The sequence below is a fragment of the Meiothermus granaticius NBRC 107808 genome, assembly GCF_003574355.1.
GTDB classification, from domain to species: domain Bacteria; phylum Deinococcota; class Deinococci; order Deinococcales; family Thermaceae; genus Meiothermus; species Meiothermus granaticius.
The window spans coordinates 1-16,191 of the sequence record NZ_QWLB01000035.1 but is presented as its reverse complement, the minus strand read 5'-3'; the positions used below and the strand labels follow the sequence as shown (position 1 = coordinate 16,191).

Annotated in this window: 14 protein-coding genes; 8 read left to right on the top strand and 6 right to left on the bottom strand. The window is 63.8% G+C overall.

The window, feature by feature from the left end:
- Positions 1 to 11: 11 nt before the first annotated feature.
- Positions 12 to 2,267 (bottom strand): DEAD/DEAH box helicase, encoded by a 2,256-nt coding sequence (locus Mgrana_RS12150; RefSeq protein ID WP_119357878.1) that lies wholly within the window; start codon positions 2,265 to 2,267, stop codon positions 12 to 14.
- Between the two features lie 105 nt (positions 2,268 to 2,372).
- Here Mgrana_RS12150 and Mgrana_RS12145 point away from each other — a divergent pair, with 105 nt between their 5' ends.
- From Mgrana_RS12145 to Mgrana_RS12120, 6 genes are read left to right on the top strand one after another with little or no spacing between them, the layout of a single operon-like run.
- Positions 2,373 to 3,179 (top strand): shikimate dehydrogenase, encoded by an 807-nt coding sequence (locus Mgrana_RS12145; RefSeq protein WP_119357877.1) that lies wholly within the window; start codon positions 2,373 to 2,375, stop codon positions 3,177 to 3,179.
- 6 nt (positions 3,180 to 3,185) lie between these two features.
- Entirely contained in the window at positions 3,186 to 3,764 is a 579-nt protein-coding gene (locus Mgrana_RS12140; protein ID WP_119357876.1) for an IMPACT family protein, read from the top strand.
- Positions 3,765 to 3,817: 53 nt separating this feature from the next.
- A complete protein-coding gene (gene polA, locus Mgrana_RS12135) occupies positions 3,818 to 6,337 on the top strand; it encodes a DNA polymerase I (protein ID WP_119357875.1) in 2,520 nt (839 codons plus the stop codon).
- A 57-nt stretch (positions 6,338 to 6,394) separates the two neighbouring features.
- Positions 6,395 to 7,708, top strand: a complete 1,314-nt coding sequence (gene glmM / locus Mgrana_RS12130) for a phosphoglucosamine mutase (protein ID WP_119357874.1) — start codon at positions 6,395 to 6,397, stop codon at positions 7,706 to 7,708.
- 9 nt (positions 7,709 to 7,717) lie between these two features.
- Complete coding sequence (locus tag Mgrana_RS12125; protein WP_119357873.1) at positions 7,718 to 8,710, top strand: ABC transporter ATP-binding protein; 993 nt, start codon at positions 7,718 to 7,720, stop codon at positions 8,708 to 8,710.
- Positions 8,707 to 9,345 (top strand): thiamine diphosphokinase, encoded by a 639-nt coding sequence (locus Mgrana_RS12120; protein WP_119357872.1) that lies wholly within the window; start codon positions 8,707 to 8,709, stop codon positions 9,343 to 9,345. The genes Mgrana_RS12125 and Mgrana_RS12120 overlap by 4 nt, the downstream gene beginning before the upstream one ends.
- Here the strand turns inward: Mgrana_RS12120 and Mgrana_RS12115 are convergent.
- Entirely contained in the window at positions 9,327 to 9,821 is a 495-nt protein-coding gene (locus Mgrana_RS12115) for a hypothetical protein (protein WP_119357871.1), read from the bottom strand. The genes Mgrana_RS12120 and Mgrana_RS12115 overlap by 19 nt on opposite strands.
- 55 nt (positions 9,822 to 9,876) lie before the next feature.
- The gene (locus tag Mgrana_RS12110) at positions 9,877 to 10,554 is read right to left on the bottom strand and encodes a Crp/Fnr family transcriptional regulator (protein ID WP_119357870.1); all 678 of its coding nucleotides are present in this window, start codon (positions 10,552 to 10,554) and stop codon (positions 9,877 to 9,879) included.
- Between the two features lie 47 nt (positions 10,555 to 10,601).
- Between Mgrana_RS12110 and Mgrana_RS12105 the strand changes: the two genes are divergently transcribed.
- Positions 10,602 to 11,240, top strand: a complete 639-nt coding sequence (locus Mgrana_RS12105) for an ABC transporter ATP-binding protein (protein WP_119357869.1) — start codon at positions 10,602 to 10,604, stop codon at positions 11,238 to 11,240.
- On the opposite strand, the gene Mgrana_RS12100 is transcribed toward Mgrana_RS12105, so the two are convergent.
- The 3 genes from Mgrana_RS12100 to Mgrana_RS12090 are packed head-to-tail and all read right to left on the bottom strand — an operon-like array spanning position 11,237 to position 15,079.
- The gene (locus Mgrana_RS12100; RefSeq protein ID WP_119357868.1) at positions 11,237 to 12,286 is read right to left on the bottom strand and encodes an ABC transporter permease; all 1,050 of its coding nucleotides are present in this window, start codon (positions 12,284 to 12,286) and stop codon (positions 11,237 to 11,239) included. The two genes, Mgrana_RS12105 and Mgrana_RS12100, sit on opposite strands and share 4 nt — an antisense overlap.
- Positions 12,286 to 13,314: an ABC transporter permease gene (locus Mgrana_RS12095; RefSeq protein ID WP_119357867.1), complete on the bottom strand. Its 1,029-nt coding sequence runs from the start codon at positions 13,312 to 13,314 to the stop codon at positions 12,286 to 12,288. Before Mgrana_RS12095 ends, Mgrana_RS12100 begins: the two co-directional genes overlap by 1 nt.
- Before the next feature lie 58 nt (positions 13,315 to 13,372).
- Complete coding sequence (locus tag Mgrana_RS12090) at positions 13,373 to 15,079, bottom strand: ABC transporter substrate-binding protein (protein ID WP_119357866.1); 1,707 nt, start codon at positions 15,077 to 15,079, stop codon at positions 13,373 to 13,375.
- A gap of 216 nt (positions 15,080 to 15,295) precedes the next feature.
- On the opposite strand from Mgrana_RS12090, the gene hisS reads away from it, so the two are divergent.
- Positions 15,296 to 16,191 (top strand): histidine--tRNA ligase (hisS, locus tag Mgrana_RS12085; protein ID WP_119357865.1); only part of this gene is annotated, 896 nt, incomplete at its 3' end.

Here is a 16,191-nt window from a genome sequence, read left to right as displayed (position 1 = left end):
CCTCGAGGGGTCTAATTGGGTTTGCCTGGGTAAACGTACCGCGCGGCTAACCCCTCGGCCAGCAACCGGGCGGTGGCCTTATCGAGGTATAGGTTCCCATTGCCGCATTTAGGGGAGAGGATGCAGCGCGGGCAGCCGCTCTCACAGGGGCAGCTCGAGAGCAGATCCCGGGTGGCCCCAATCCAGCGAGCAAACTGCCGGGCCGCGGCCCGGGCGTATCCTACGCCCCCAGGATAGCCGTCGTAGATGAAGATCGTGGGCCCTGCCCCCGAGGGCAGCGGTTTGGGATAAAAGGGGTAGGACACCCCGCCTACGTCCTGTCGTTCGGCCAGCACGAGCAGGGGCAGTAGCCCGATCATGGCGTGCTCGAGGGCGTGAAGGGCGCTGGGAATCAGGGCCTCGGTCAGCTGGGGGGTTCCGGGATTGTGGCTTGCTGGGGGCAAGATCTCCATTCCCTCAGTGGGATGAAACCAGAGGGCCTCGGTCTGAAAGCACAGCTCGGGCATTGTCAGCGGGACTTCCTCCAGCACCACCTCGCTGAAAAACCGCTTTTTGACATACCCGATGACCCGTTCCCGCAGGGTGACCGGCCCCACCCAGACGCCTGCGGCGATTTCCTCTCCGCCCAGTACCTCCACCTCGGTCTCGGCTCGAGGCTGGGTGTAGTAGTCCTCGAGCCCCGGCAGCAGCACGATCTCGCGTCGCTCCAGATCCAGGTTGCGCACCAAATAACTTTCCCCCAGGTGCAAATACACTGCCCCAGGGTGGGCTTCCCAATAGGCCTGGCGCTCGTCCAGGACCCCCAGGGGCTTTCCCTGGCTGTCGCGCAAGGCAAAGCTTTGGCTGAAGCCGCGCAGCACCAGATCGCGGTGGGGGTTGCGTTTGGGGCTGTAAAACCGTCCTCCCTTTTCCACCAGGTTGGCGGTGAGCCAGGGTTTATGGAAGGGCTCGAGCGGCTCCAGGGGCTGCTCCCGGGCGGCGCAGTGGGCGTGGAGCGGATAGAGCACCGGGTTATCGGGGTCGGCGATGGCGGACTCGGGCGGGCTGGCCAGCAGAAGCTCGGGCTGGCCTTCGTAGAAGGCATCCAGTGGATCCTCGCGCGGAATCCACAGCACCAGTGAGCGCTGTACCCCCCGTCCGGCCCGTCCAGCCCGCTGCCAGAACGAGCTGAGCGAACCAGGGTAACCCAGGAGGATGACCACATCCAGCCCACCGATATCCATGCCTAGCTCGAGCGCGCTGGTGCTCACCAACACCCGCACCTCGCCACGGTCTAAGGCTTCTTCCAGCCGGCGGCGTTGCTGTGGGGTGTAGCCTGCGCGGTAGGGCTGAACCCGGGGATCCGCCGCATAGCGGGCCACCAGCTCGGCGGTGCGGCGGGCATTGGTAAACACCAGGGTGCGCAGACCGGTCTCGGCGGCGTACCGGGCCAGCAGGGCCGCTTCGACGTTGGCGCTGCGGCGGCTGTGGCCCTCCTTGTCGAGGGCTTTGGGCACCCATACCCCAAACTCGCGCTCCGCTCGAGAGGGCCTGGCCGAGACCGCCGCGAAATCCAGCCCGGTCAGGCTGTAGGCGTGCTCGGCGGGGTTGGCGATGGTGGCGCTGGCGGCGATAATCTGTGGATGTGCGCCATAGTGCTTGGCCAATCGGATCAGCCGCTGCAGGATGAGGGCGGTGTGGGTGCCGAAGACCCCTCGGTAGGCGTGCAGTTCGTCAATTACCACATAGCGAAGTCTCGAGAGGAATCCAGCCCACTCCGCGTGGCGCGGCAGGATTCCGAAGTGGAGCATGTCTGGGTTGGTCAGCAGGACCTGCCCCTGCTGGCGGGCCTGGCGGCGCTGCGAATCGGGGGTATCGCCATCATAGGAGAAGATGCGGTTAGAGACCTCGAAAACCTGGCCCATGGCCCGTAGGCGCTTGAGCTGGTCGTGGGCAAGGGCCTTGGTGGGGTAGAGCAGCAGCGCGGTCTGCCCCTCGAGCGCAGCCTTCAGCACCGGCACCTGAAACACCAGGCTTTTGCCCGAGGCCGTTGAACTCGAGAGGACCAGGTTTTGCCCCTGCTCCAGCCGCTGCAGGGCTTCGGCCTGAAAGCTGTAGGGGACAAGCTCCAGGGCCTGGAGCAGGCCTGCGAAAACCCCGTGATAGGGGCTGGGCTCCGGAGGGCTCGGCGGAAGGGTACGGGCCAGTTTGAGCTGGCCTGCATACCCTTCCAGGTCGCGCAGCCACTCGCTGTAGTTGGGGTAGGGAAAGAGCTCTTTGGGCAGCACAGGCGCTCTCTAGCATGACCGAAAACGAGGGTGGATAGGTGAGCCAGAAGTTTGGGGCCGGGCGGCAGGCCCCATCCCCCGTTCCCCTTGAGTACAATTCGGGCTGTGAAGCTTGGTATTTTAGGATTTCCCCTCACGCATTCCCTCTCCCCAGTCCTGCACGAAGCCGCCCTGAAGGCCGCCGGGCTCGAGGGTTCTTACCGGGTTTTGCCGACCCCACCGGAGTTTCTGCGAGCCCGCATGCAGGAGGTGCGGCGTGAGTTCACCGGGGTGAATGTCACAATTCCCCTTAAGGAGCGGGTGATTCCCTACCTGGATGAGCTTTCGGACGAGGCCCAGGCCATTGGCGCAGTGAACACCATCCTCAACCGGGCAGGGGTCTTGGTGGGGTTTAATACCGATGCCCCAGGGTTTTTGAAGAGCCTAGAGGAAGCGGGCTTGGCCTACAAGCGGCAGCGGGCTTTGGTTTTGGGCGCGGGGGGCGCGGCTCGAGGGGTGGCTTACGCCCTCAAAAAGGGCGGGGCCAAGGTGCTGCTCTACAACCGCACCCTCGAGCGGGCGGAAGCCCTGGCAGCCGAGCTGGGGGTGGGGGTGCTGAGCCCGGCGGCCCTGCCCCATGCCCTCAGAACCTGTGACCTCTTGATCAACACCACCTCGGTGGGGATGAAAGACCCCACCGCCTCGCCGCTCGAGGGCCTGGAACTGCCCCATAGTGGCGCGGTGGTGGACATCGTGTACACCCCTGAACACACCCGGCTGCTGCGCGAGGCTAAGGCGGCTGGGCTGCGCACGCTGGGGGGGTTGCCGATGCTGGTGTGGCAGGGGGCCCTGGCTTTTGAGCTATGGACAGGGGTCAAGCCCGATGTGGATGTGATGTACCGGGCGGCCCGAGCCGCCTTGGATGCGCAGTGAGGGGGCATGACCACCCTGGCTGGCCCCTTTCGCTATGCCCTCGAGGTCAAGGGCTCGCGTTTCATCGCCAAAGCCGCCCCGGTGGGGTCGCCCCAGGCGGCTCTGGAGTGGTTGGCGCAGGCGCGGGAGCCAGAGGCCACCCACAACGTCTGGGCCTACAAAATTGGTCTGTTGTATCGCTTCGCCGACGACGGCGAGCCCGCCGGAACGGCTGGCCGTCCGGTCCTGAGCGCCATCGAGGGGCAGGGGTTAGACGGGGTAATGGTGGTGGTGACCCGGTATTTCGGTGGGGTCAAATTGGGCGCCGGTGGATTGATACGGGCGTATTCCGGGGCGGCAGCGGAGTGCCTGCGGCAAGCTCCCAAGCGGGAAGTGCTGCCGATGGCGCGGCTGCGGCTCCAGGCCCCCTTTGAACTGAGCAACACGGTGTTCCATCTGCTGACGGGGGTGCAGCGCGAGTCGGAAACCTATACCGAGCAGGGCTTCCAACTGGTGCTGCTCCTCGAGGAGGCCCAGTTGGAGTCCTTTGCCGAGCGGCTGCGTGACCTGAGCCGGGGAAGGGCCCAGCTCGAGCGGCTGCCCTAGGCGGGGTACCGCGCTTCGTTCTGTTCTTAACCGAATCCGGGTACAATGCTCCTGTGCAGCAGCTCGGTTTATTTCCTGAGGAGTCCGGGGCCCTACCCAGGCCCGACCGCGTTTGGCTGATCGATGGGCACCACCTGGCCTATCGCAGCTATTTTGCTTTCGAGAAGCTCTCCACCTCTCGCGGTGAGCCCACTCAGGCCGTATTTGGCTTTTTGCGTACCCTGCTCAAGCTGCTGAGGGAAGACGGGGACTGCGTGATCGTGGTCTTCGACGCCCCAGCCAAAACCTTCCGCCACGACTCCTATGCCGAGTACAAGGCTGGCCGGGCCCCCACCCCCGACGATTTCAAGCCCCAGCTCGAGCACATCAAGCGCATCGTGGACCTGATGGGCTTGCAGCGGCTCGAGGTGGCCGGGGTGGAGGCCGACGATGTGATCGGCAGCCTGGCCCGCAAGGCCGAGCGCGAGGGCTACCCCGTGCGCATCGCTACGGCTGACCGTGACAGCTTCCAACTGCTGAGCGAGCAGGTGCAGGTAGTGCTGCCGGATGGGCGGGTCATTACCCCGGAGGTGGTCAAGGAAAAGTACGGGGTGGAGGTTTCGCAGTGGGTGGATTACCGGGCTTTGGTGGGGGACTCTTCCGATAACCTGCCTGGGGCCAAAGGCATCGGTGAAAAGACCGCGGCCAAGCTGCTGCAAGAGTGGGGCAGCCTCGAGGGGCTCTATGCCCACCTGGAGAAGCTTTCACCCAAGCTGCGCTCGAGCCTCGAGAGCAGCCGTGATAACGTGCAGCTCTCCCACGCCCTCTCGCGCATCCAGACCGAGGTGCCCCTGGAGGTGGATTTTCGCGCCTGCCACCGCCGCGACCCCGACCGTATGGGCCTGCGCGAGGAACTGGAGCGCCTGGAGTTTGGCAGCATCTTGCGCGAGATGAACCTGTTGGCCGTTCCAGCCCCGACCCTGGAGGGGGACTGGCCTCCCCCGGAAGGGGCTTTTCTGGGCTATACCCTGGACCGGGCCCAGCCGATGTGGGCCAACCTGACGGGGCTGGGGGCCGCCAGCCCGGGGCGGGTCTACCGGGCCCCGGCCGATGCCAAGGAGCTACGGCGCTTCCCAGAACTCCGCTGCCTGGCGGCTAAGGACCTTTCGGTCTACGCCCAGTGTGCTGGGGTTTGGGTTCCGCCTGGCGATGATCCTTTGCTGCTGGCCTACCTCTACGATCCCTCCAACTCCGACCCGGCCAGCACCGCCCGGCGCTATGGTGCCGGGGACTGGACCGATGACCCGGTCGCCCGGGCCCAGGTAGCGCAGACCCTGTGGGACACCCTGCAAACCCGGATTGGCCACAACCCCCAGATTGCCTGGCTTTACCACGAGATCGAGAAGCCGCTCTCGCGGGTGCTGGCCCAGATGGAGGCCACCGGAGTTCGGCTGGATGCGGCTTACCTGGGCCAGATCTCTGAGGAGCTGGGCAGGGAAATCACCTACTTGGAGGCCCAGATTCACCGTTTGGCCGGGCATCCTTTCAACCTGGGCTCGAGGGATCAGCTCGAGACCGTGCTCTACGATGAACTCAAGCTGGGCTCGGGCAAGAAGACCACCACCGGCAAGCGCAGCACCGCGGCCAGCGTGTTGGAAGACCTGCGCTCGGATCACGAGATCGTGGACAAGATCTTGCAGTATCGCGAGCTGACCAAGCTCAAAAACACCTACCTCGACCCGCTGCCCAAGCTGGTTCACCCCCGAACCGGGCGCCTGCACACCCGTTTCAACCAGACCGTGGCAGCTACCGGGCGGCTCTCGAGCAGCGACCCCAACCTGCAAAATATCCCGGTGCGTACCGAGCTCGGGCGGCGCATCCGCAAGGGTTTTATCGCTGCACCGGGGATGCAGTTGGTCACTGCAGACTACTCGCAGATTGAGCTGCGGATCCTGGCCCACATGTCGGGGGACGAGAACCTCAAGCGGGTTTTCCAGCAGCGGGCCGATATCCACACCCAGACCGCGGCGTGGATGTTTGGGGTGAAGCCGGAGGCGGTCCAGCCCGATCAGCGCCGAGCGGCGAAGACCATCAATTTTGGAGTGCTCTACGGCATGTCGGCCCATCGCCTCTCCAACGAGCTGGGCATCCCCTATGCTGAGGCCACCGAGTTCATCGAGCGCTACTTCGCAGGTTACCCTAAGGTCAAAGCCTGGATTGAGCAAACCCTGGCAGGAGGGCGGGAGAAGGGCTATGTCGAGACCCTGTTTGGGCGCAAGCGCTTCGTCCCCGACCTGAACAGCCGGATCAAAAACGTGCGCGAGGCCGCCGAGCGAATGGCGTTCAACATGCCCCTGCAGGGCACCGCTGCCGATTTGATCAAGCTGGCGATGGTCAAGGTGCAGCCCCGGTTGGAGCCGTTGGGGGCGCATTTGGTGCTGCAAGTCCACGATGAGCTGGTCGCGGAGGCCCCGGAAGCCAAGGCCGAGGAGGTGGCCCGGATCATCCAGGAGGCCATGCAGGGGGCTTGGAGCTTCGAGGTGCCGATCGAGGTGGGGATTGGAATTGGGCCCAACTGGCTCGAGGCCAAGTGAGGGGCGGTGTTTGAACGAGCCCTGGGCGGCAGCGGGCCCGGTATACACTAAGGGGCGATGGAGCGACGCTATTTTGGAACCGATGGGGTGCGGGGGATTGCGGGAGAGCCGCCCCTCACCCCGGAGTTCGTACTGAAGCTGGGCCAGGCGGCAGGGGCCTATTTCCGGGCCCACGCCAAGCGACCGGTGGTGCTCTTGGGCAAAGATACCCGGCAGTCCTGCGACCTGCTCGAGGCCGCCCTGGCCGCTGGGCTGATGTCGCAAGGGGTGCGGGTGGAGCACCTGAGCGTTCTCCCCACCCCAGGGGTAGCGCACCTGACCCGGACCTTGGGGGCCACCGCAGGGGTGATGATCTCCGCCAGCCACAACCCCTACACCGACAACGGCATTAAGTTTTTCAGTGCAGATGGGGACAAGCTGCCCGATGCGGTGGAAGCCGAGATCGAGGGGTTATTGGGGCGTGAGTTCAGCACCGAGGGTATGGGCACGGTCTCGGATTTCAGCGAGGCCGAGCGTATGTACCTGGATTTTCTCCTGAGCAAAGGGGAGAGCCTCGAGGGCCTGCGCATTGCCCTGGACACCGCCAATGGGGCCACCTATCGCCTGGCCCATCGGTTGTTTCAGGGGCTGGGGGCGGAGGTCTTTGTGCTGTTCAACACCCCAGACGGACGCAACATCAACCGAGGGTGTGGCTCAACCCATCCCCAGGCCCTGCAAAAACAGGTTGTAGACGGCGGGTTTGATCTGGGGGCGGCCTTCGATGGGGATGGCGACCGGGTGATTTTGGTGGACCGCAAGGGGCGGGAATTCCACGGGGATCACATGCTCTACCTCAACGCGATGGTGCGGCACGAGCCCGGAGTGGTGGGCACCCTGATGAGCAACATGGGCCTGGAGGTGCGGCTGCGGGAAGCCGGGATCAACTTTTTCCGTACCGCGGTGGGCGACCGCTATGTCTATGAGAAGCTGCGCTCGAGCGGCCTGAGCCTGGGGGGGGAGCAGAGCGGTCACGTGTTGTTTTTAGACCACGCCCCCACCGGCGATGGGATGCTGACCGCAATCCTCACCCTAAAAGCCCTGCGCGAATCCGGTCGGGATCTGTCGGAGTGGTACGACGCCCTGCCGATGTATCCTCAGCTTCTCAAAAACGTTCGGGTGCGGGATAAAGCCGCCCTGATGAAAAGCCCCCAGCTCCAGGCTGCCATCGCCCAGACCGAGGCTCAGCTATCCGGCCAGGGGCGGGTTAACGTGCGCCCCTCGGGGACCGAGAGCCTGGTGCGGGTGATGGTCGAGGGCCCGGCAGGGCTCATTGAGTCGGTCTCGGCAGAGCTGGTCAACCTTGTAGAGCAACTGGACAAGGCCCTGGCCTGAAGTTCACAGATGTTGCGCCTCGAGCATCTGCGCAAAACCCTGGCCTCCTTTACCCTCGAGGTTCCGCTCTTGGAGGTCGGTGACGGGGAAATCCTGGGGTTGCTGGGGCCTTCGGGGAGCGGGAAAACCACCCTGCTTCGCCTGATTGCGGGGCTTGAGCCACCGGACTCCCCACCCCCGCGCATGCTCCTGGACGGAGTAGACTTAACCCCCCTCCCCCCCGAGCGGCGGGGAATCGGGATGGTCTTTCAGGACTACGCGCTGTTTCCCCACCTCAACGTGCGGGATAACCTGGCTTTTGGCTTGCGGGAGGCCCGCTGGGAGCCCACCCGCCTGCAGAAGAGAGTTGACGAACTGCTCGAGCTGACCCGCCTGGGCCCCCAGGCCCACAAGCGCCCGGAGGCCCTCTCGGGGGGGGAACGTCAGCGGGTGGCCCTGGCTCGGGCGCTGGCCAATCTGCCTGGGGTGCTGCTCCTGGACGAGCCGCTGGGGGCGCTAGACCGGGAGCTGCGCGAGGGGTTGTGGCTCGAGCTGCGGGGGCTTTTGCGCCGGGCCGGGGTGTTGACCCTGGTGGTCACCCACGACCAGCCCGAGGCCTTTGCCCTGGCCGATCGGGTGGCGCTGCTGCGGGCGGGCCGGGTGGTCCAGATCGATACCCCAGAACGGCTGTATAACCACCCCAAAGACTCTTGGGCCGCGGCGTTTCTGGGGCATAAGAACCTGCTTAGCCCCGAGCAGAGCCGCCTTCTGGGGCTTTCTGAGCGGCCCCACCTGCTTCCCAACCGGGCCCTGCACCTCGGGGCGGGTGAGCCCGCTACCGTGCGGGAGCGGCTGTTCCTGGGGGCCCGTACGGTGCTGAGCCTTGAATGGCGGGGTTTTTCGCTGTACTGGGAGGGCGATGAAAGCCAGGCCCAACCCGGCCAGACCGTATCGCTCAGGGTGGAACTGCAACAGGCGGTGGCGCTCGAGGCTGGCCCCATACCGGGGGTGGGCAGGGGATGAGCCGCTTCACCTTGTTGCTGGGAGGGGGGTTGAGCCCCACCTCGAGGCTGCGGGCCCAGATCACCGGGAGCCGTTGCATCGCTGCTGATGGGGGGATGATCCACGCCGCTCCCCTGGGCCTTGTCCCGGAGCTGTGGGTAGGCGATTTCGACTCGGCGGGTGAGGAGCTGCTGCGAACCTACCCGCAGGTCCCGCGCGAGTCCCATCCGAGGGCTAAAGACCAGACCGACGGTGAACTGGCGGTGGGGGCGGCCCTGCGCCGCGGAGCCAGTGCGCTGGTGCTGGTAGGGGCTACCGGAGGCCAGACTGACCATGCCTTGGGCAACCTGTTGCTGAGCCTTAACCTGGCCCAAGAGGGCATTCCCACCCTGCTCACCACCGGCCTTGAGGAGGCCTATCCGCTGCTGCCGGGCCACCGGGTGCTCGACCTGCCCCCCGGCAGCCGGTTCAGCCTGATCCCTCTGACCGACCTCGAGGGGGTTTCGATCCGGGGGGCGCGTTGGCCCCTGGATGAGGCGCAGGTTCCCCTGGGCCACACCCTTACCCTCTCCAACCAGGTCATAGGGGATCTGGAGATCGGCCTGCGCTCGGGGAAGGGACTGATCTTGGCCTACCCTTACCAGCCTGCAACCTGATGGAACTCGTCCAGGAATAGTCCTAGGCGCTCGGCCAGGGCTTCCTGCTCCCGCAAGGCCTCCTCGAAGATCACCGGTTCGTTCACCAGCCCCGGCAGGCGGAACCAGCCCAGGTAGTAGCGACCGGCCAGCCCAAGCTCACCGATGCGGCTAAGCTCCCCTGGGGTGAGCAGGGTTTCAAAGGCTCGAGGGGACTCCAGCACCGGGTGGGCCAGCGGTGAAAGGCGGCGCAAAAACCCCTTGAGCACCCCAGGATTGGACCAAAACCCATAGCAGAGGTCCTCGCTGATCCCCTCGATGCGCGAGAGCAGGGCCGAATCCCCTTGCCGGGCCACCAGCTTTCGCACCAGCTCATTGCGCCGCAAGCGCAGGGTTGCGTACTCAGCAAGGGTGTACTGCCGGCCGGGGGCATGGCCCAGGGCCTCGCGCAGCCGGTGCGCGATCACGTAATCCTGGTATTCCCGGTAGGGATCCATAGTTCCATTGTGCGACACCCTCCCCCAGAAGGGGAAGATTGTGGCTCAGCAGCCCTTAGCGCAAACCGAACAACACCTCTTCCAGCCCTGCAGGGTCCAGGATCTCCACGAACCCCGATCCCACCTTTACCAGATCTTCCTCGCGCAAGGCGTGCAGAACGCGGGTTACGGTTTCACGGCTGGTGCCGGAGAGCTGGGCCAGTTCCTGGTGGGTGAGCTTCATCTTGGTGCCATCCCCGTAGCGCTGTTTGCGCAGCTTGGTGAGGGCATAGGCGACCCGTCCTCGGGCCTCTTCAAAGCTGAGAACCTCGAGCTCTAAGTCGGCTTCGCGCAGCCGCCGGGCCAGGATGGTGGCCAGGTTATGCACAATCTCGGGCCACTTACGCACCAGACTCCAATAGGCATCCTGGTAGAGCACCAACAGGATGGTCTCTACCACCGTCTCCGCCGAGGCACTGCGGGGCTGGTCATCCAGCAGGCTCATCTCGCCAAAAACCTCGCCGGGACCCAGATAGGCGAACATCCGCTCCCGCCCGTCGAGGTAAGTGCGGTAGATGCGGATCTGCCCGCTTTGGACGATATAGAGGGCAGCCCCCATATCCCCGGCCTCAAAAATTTGCTTGCCGGCAGGGTAACTCCGGGTAACGAATGCTTCCTTGGCCACTTCTAATGCTTGGGGCGGTACACCTTGAAATAAGGGGGTTTTGCTGAGGATCTGGATATCCGCGAGCATTTGTTACACTCTAACCCGTGCGTAACGGTTTGCCAATCGTCCAGGGCATGAATCCTACCTTAGAGGTGCAGGGGCTGGGGTTCAGTTACGGCGAGATTCGCCTGTTCGAGGAGGTGAGCTTCGCCCTACATCCCGGCGAGACCCGGGCTATTCTGGGGCCCTCGGGGAGCGGAAAAACCACCCTGCTGCACCTGCTGGCGGGGCTGCTGGCCCTACAGGAGGGCGAGGTGCTTTGGAAGGGGGAGCGCATCCGGGGGTACTCGGAGGGGGCCCTGGCCCGGCGCCGCCTGAGTTATGCCGGCTTGGTGTTTCAGCACCACTACCTGCAAGCGGAGCTGACCGCCCTCGAGAACGTACTGCTTCCCGGTTACCTGGCCGGCAAGGTAGACCCGGCCTGGGGCCATGAACTGCTGGCCAGGGTCGGGCTCGAGGGGCGGGCCCACCTGCTGCCCCAGGCCCTTTCCGGCGGGGAGCGCCAGCGGGTGGCGGTGGCCCGGGCCCTCTACAACCGCCCCCAACTGCTTTTGGCCGATGAGCCCACCGGCAGCTTAGACCGGCGCAATGCCCTGCGGGTGCTCGAGCTGATGCTGGGACTGGCCGCGCAACTGGACACGGCTGTGATCCTGGCCACCCACGATGAGCAGTTGGTGGCCGGGATGGAGGAGCTGAGGCTGGGCGGCCCTTAGCTGTTGTCTCGAGGGTCTAGGGCATCCCGTACCGCGCTGCCTAGCAGGTTCCACCCCAACCCAAACAGGATGATCACCAGGGCGGGGTAAAACGAGACGTACCAGTAGGCCAGGCGGTTTTCAGCGGTGCCCTGAATCCAGGCCCGGGCAAACGAAATGATCTGCCCCCAGTCGGCAAAGCCCACCGGTAGGCCAATCCCCAGAAAGGAGAGCGCCGCCGCTGAAAGGGGCAGGGCTCCGAGGTCCAGTACCGCAATTGCGGTGATGGTGGTGAGGGCGTTGGGGATGATGTGGCGCAGAATCAGCCGGAGGTCGGAGGCCCCCAGGGCTCGAGCCCCATCCACGAACTCCAAAGCCCGTACCTTGAGCACATCCCCACGGATAATGCGGGCATACCCGGCCCAGCCCACGACGATAAAAGCGATCATCACGTTGGTTAGGCTGGGGCCTAGGATGGCGGTGATCACAATCACCAAAACCAGTCCGGGGAAGGACAGGATGATCTCAATGAACCGCTGCAGCAGGTTGTCGGTCCAGCCGCCAAAGTAGCCCGAGATGGCCCCTAAGGTGATGCCGATGAGCAGTTGGAAGAACACCACCGTGAGGGCCAGTTTGAACGCGGTGCGGGTTCCCCACACCAGCCCGTACCACACGTCGTAGCCGTTGGCGGTCCCTAGCAGCGGGCGGACCGGCCCGGCTTCGGTTTGAATGGACTGTAGGGGAGGGGAGGGCTCGGGGCGGAAGTTGATCCGGGTGATCTGGTAACAGCTCGCGGGGGGCACCAGCAAGACCCGCCAGAAGGTGCCGCCCAGGGGGTTGTACACCGCGGCGGGCTCGCTCACCCCCAGATCGCGCAAGCAGTTGTTGCCCACCTTGGGGGGAGGGGCGATCAGAGGGGCGAAGGCCGCGGTCAGGGTGAACAGCAACACCAGAACAAAGCCAACCCAGGCCAGCTTGTTGCGGCGCAGTCGCCGCATGGCCCGTGAGGTCCAAAAGGTCTCCCGCTTCTCTTGGGCAAGGGAAGCGGCTCGAGCGGTAGCAGCCATCAGTCAAACCTCACTCTGGGGTCAATTGCCGCGTACATAATATCCACGACCAGGTTCATCACCACGGTAATAACCCCGATCAGCAGGGCGAATCCCAAAATCCCCGGAACATCGAAGCGCGCTGCGGCATCGGCGCCCCAGGAACCAATCCCAGGCCAACCGAAGATGGTCTCGGTGATCACCGCACCCCCCAGCAGCCCGGCCACCTGAAACCCGGCAATGGTGGCCACCGGCAGCAAGGCGTTGCGGCGGGCATGCTTGAGGTTCACCGCCCGCTCCGAAAGGCCTTTGGCTTTGGCGGTACGCACGTAGTCTTGGCTTAGGGCCTCGATCATGCTCCCTCGGGTCACCATGATCAGCCCGGCGTTGAGCACGGTGGTGAGGGTGATGACCGGCAGAATGAGATGGCGAATCACATCCCAGAAGATCGGCCAGTTCCCCGCCAACAGGGCATCTATGCTGAGCATCCCGGTCACTCGAGGCACCGGGTTGATCATCTGGTTGATCTGGCTTTCTGGGGAGAGCTGTCCTGGGCCGGGTGCGATTCCCAACAGGCCATAGAAGACCACCAGCAGGATAATCCCCATCACGAAGGTGGGGATGTTCCCGGTTACCACTGCAAACACTCGAGCAAACTGGTCTATAAACTTGTTTTTGTTGAGCCCGGCCAGGGTGCCCAGCCAAACCCCAAAGCCGATCAAGGGGATCAGCGAGTAGAGGGCCAGCTCCACCGTGGAGGGAAAGCGCTCTTTTATGGTGTCCCAAACAGGTTTGTTGGAGGATTTGGAGAAGCCCAAGTTCCCCTGAGCCGCCTGCTTGACCCAGTTCCAGTACTGCACGTAGAAGGGCTGATCAAGGCCGTACTGCTTGATGATCAAGGGAAGGTTTCGGGCCTGGTTGTCGCTGCGGATGTAGGCGGCAGCTCGCTGTTCAGGGGTGAGGAATTGCAGCAGGGCAACGATCAGCACCGATAGGACGAAAATCACCACCGGCAGGAACAGCAAGCGTCGAACGATAAACGCAAACACTCGGTTGTACTCCTAAAAGTTGAGGGTGCGGGCCTAAACCCGCACCCCCTCGCCAGAACTACTTGGAGATGTCCTTCCAGTAGTAACCGCCCGAGAGCATGATGTTGTAGTTTTCCTCGAGCCCTTTGATGTTATCGCGGTAAACCACGAAGCCCACCCCAGCCGGAACATTGATGTAGGGCGCGGTCTCGTAAGCCCGGTTGCCCACCTGGCTGTAGAGGGCCTTGCGCTTGGCCCGGTCGGTGGTCTTCCTGGCCTGCTCGAGCAGGCTGTCCATGATGCTGTCCTTGTAACCGCTGCGGGGGTAGTAGTACCCGTTGGAGCTGTAGAAGGTGTAGAGGAAGTTGTCGGGGTCGGCGTAGTCAGGAGCCCAGCCCACGATGATCATGGGCTCTTTTCCCTGCTGGGCGTTCTTCAGGAACTCCGACCATTGCTTGGGCTGCAGCTCAACCTTGAACTTGGGGTTGAGCTTCTCCACGTTGGCCTTGAGGATCTCCATCGCAGTCTGGGCGGCCACGCTGCCCGCGCGATAGCTGGCTTTGAGCACGAAGCCGTTCTGCCAGACCTGCCCACCCCAAGCCTTCTTGAAGAAAGCCGTAGCCAGCTGGGGGTCGTAGCTGTACTGCTTGACGTTGGGATCGTAGCCGAAGAAGCTGTCGGGCAGCAGCATGGTCCGCTTGGTGCCTTTGCCCTGCAGCACTTCTTTGATGTAGCGGTCGTAGTCAAAGCTGTAGGCGAAGGCCTTGCGCAGGTTGACATCGGAGAAGAAGTTGGCCGGAATCCCGTTGCCATCCAGCTTGCCGCTTCCCAAGACCGCAGGGTCTTTGATGTTTTCTTGCATGAAGATGGCGGTTGCGGTGTTGTTGGGGATGCCGTCGTAGACCTTTAGGCCGGGGGCGCCTTGCAGCTGGGCCAGCACAGGCCGGGGACCGGTCTCCACGATGTCCGCATCACCCTTTTTGAGGGCCTCGAGCCGCGCCGCCTGCTCCTTCACGATCTGCAAGATCACGTTCTCGATCTTGGGCTTTCCACCCCAGTAGTTGTCGAAGGCCTTGAACACGTAGGTGCTGGCGTCTTTGCGCACCAGCTGGTAGGCCCCGGTACCGCTGGGCTTGTTGGAGAGGGCGGAGTCGGTGAGGTCCTTGCCCACCCATTCCTTCCAGGTCTTCTCGGTGCCGTCCCACTCGCCCAGGCTGATGGCCCACTTCTTGTCCACGATGGCCTGGCCGATAAAGGCCAGCTTGACCAGCATGGCCGGATCAGGGGCGGGTAGGGTCAGGACGAGCTGGCCCTGGTTGTTGCAGGCCACCGCCTTGGCAATCTTGGCCCAGGTGATGTTGTTGTCATCGTTGGCATTGGAAGGGGTGCCGAGCAGCGCTTCGGAGAGGAACCAGTTGCCCGAGTCGCTGTTGTTGACCACCAGGTTGCGGCGCAGGCTGTATTCGGCGTCGGCGCAGGTCATCTCGTTGCCGCTGTGGAACTTGACCCCTTTGCGCAGGGTAAAGGTGTACACCTTGCCATCGGGTGAGACCTTCCACTCCGTGGCCAGCATGGGCTCGAGCTCAGAGACGCTCTTGCCCTTGTACTTCACCAGGGTCTCATAGATGTTCTCCCCCAGGGCCCCTGAGGAGGTGTCGTAGATCATGGTGGGGTCGAGCGAAACGATGTCCGCCGACTGCATGATCACATGGGTGTTGTTGGGAACCACCGCCAAGGCACTCCCCAGCGAGACCGCCAACAAGCCGGTCAAGATTGCTTTCTTCATCCAAAACCTCCAAAACGGACTCGAGCCAAAGCGTAGCGCCATTTACCTTTTGCTCGAACCTGCGGGTACTCTAGCATAGGCCCCTATGAGGTGCAATATTTCCAGCGTGGGGTCCCATCCACCGGACGATGGATGGGAAAGGGCCGATTGGACACCCGGCTGCGGTCCGAGGCGCAAACCGGGCTCAGCGGCCTTGGTAAAGTAGGGGCGATGGCTATGTGGAAATCCGTTCCAGGCACCAACGACATTTTTGCCCAGAGCAAGGAATATCCCTTTCGGGAGCCGGTTTTCCGCCATATCCTCGAGACCGCGCAGAAGGTGCTGGGCTCGAGCGGAGCGGGGGTGATCCACACCCCGATCTTCGAGTACGCCGAGGTGTTGCAAAAAGGGGTCGGGGTTACCTCCGATATCGTGGTCAAGAAGGAGATGTACACCTTCGAAGATCGGGGGGGGCGGCTGCTGGGCTTACGCCCTGAGCCCACCGCCAGCATTGTGCGGGCCTACAACGAGCACGGCATGAAGGTCTGGCCCCAGCCCGTGCGGCTGTACACTTGGGGGCCCATCTTCCGGGCCGAGCGCCACCAGAAAGGGCGCTACAAGCAGTTTCACCAGGTGGATTACGAGGCGTTGGGCTCTGCCGATCCCTTGGTGGATGCCGAGTGCATTGCCCTGATGGTGCAGATATACCGCGAGCTGGGCCTAAAGGAGCTGGAGGTGAAGCTGGGCTCGGTGGGCGACCCAGAGGATCGGGTGCGCTACAATGCCTACCTGCGCGAGCAATTCCGCCCCCATGCGGAGGCCCTCTCGGAGGACTCGAGGGCCCGGCTGGAATCCAACCCCATGCGTATCCTGGACTCCAAAAGCGAGGCCGATCAGCAGATTCTCCGGGAGCTGGCCATTCAGCCGATGCTGGAGTTTTTAGGGCCCGCTGCCCGGGCCTTTCATGAGGCCGTGGTGCATTACCTGGAGGCGCTCGAGGTGCCGTTTAGGGTAGACCCCAGCATTGTGCGGGGCCTGGACTACTATGTGCGCACGGCCTGGGAGGTGCACCATGCGGGGATTGGGGCCAAATCGGCGCTGGGGGGAGGGGGGCGCTACGATGGGCTTTCGGA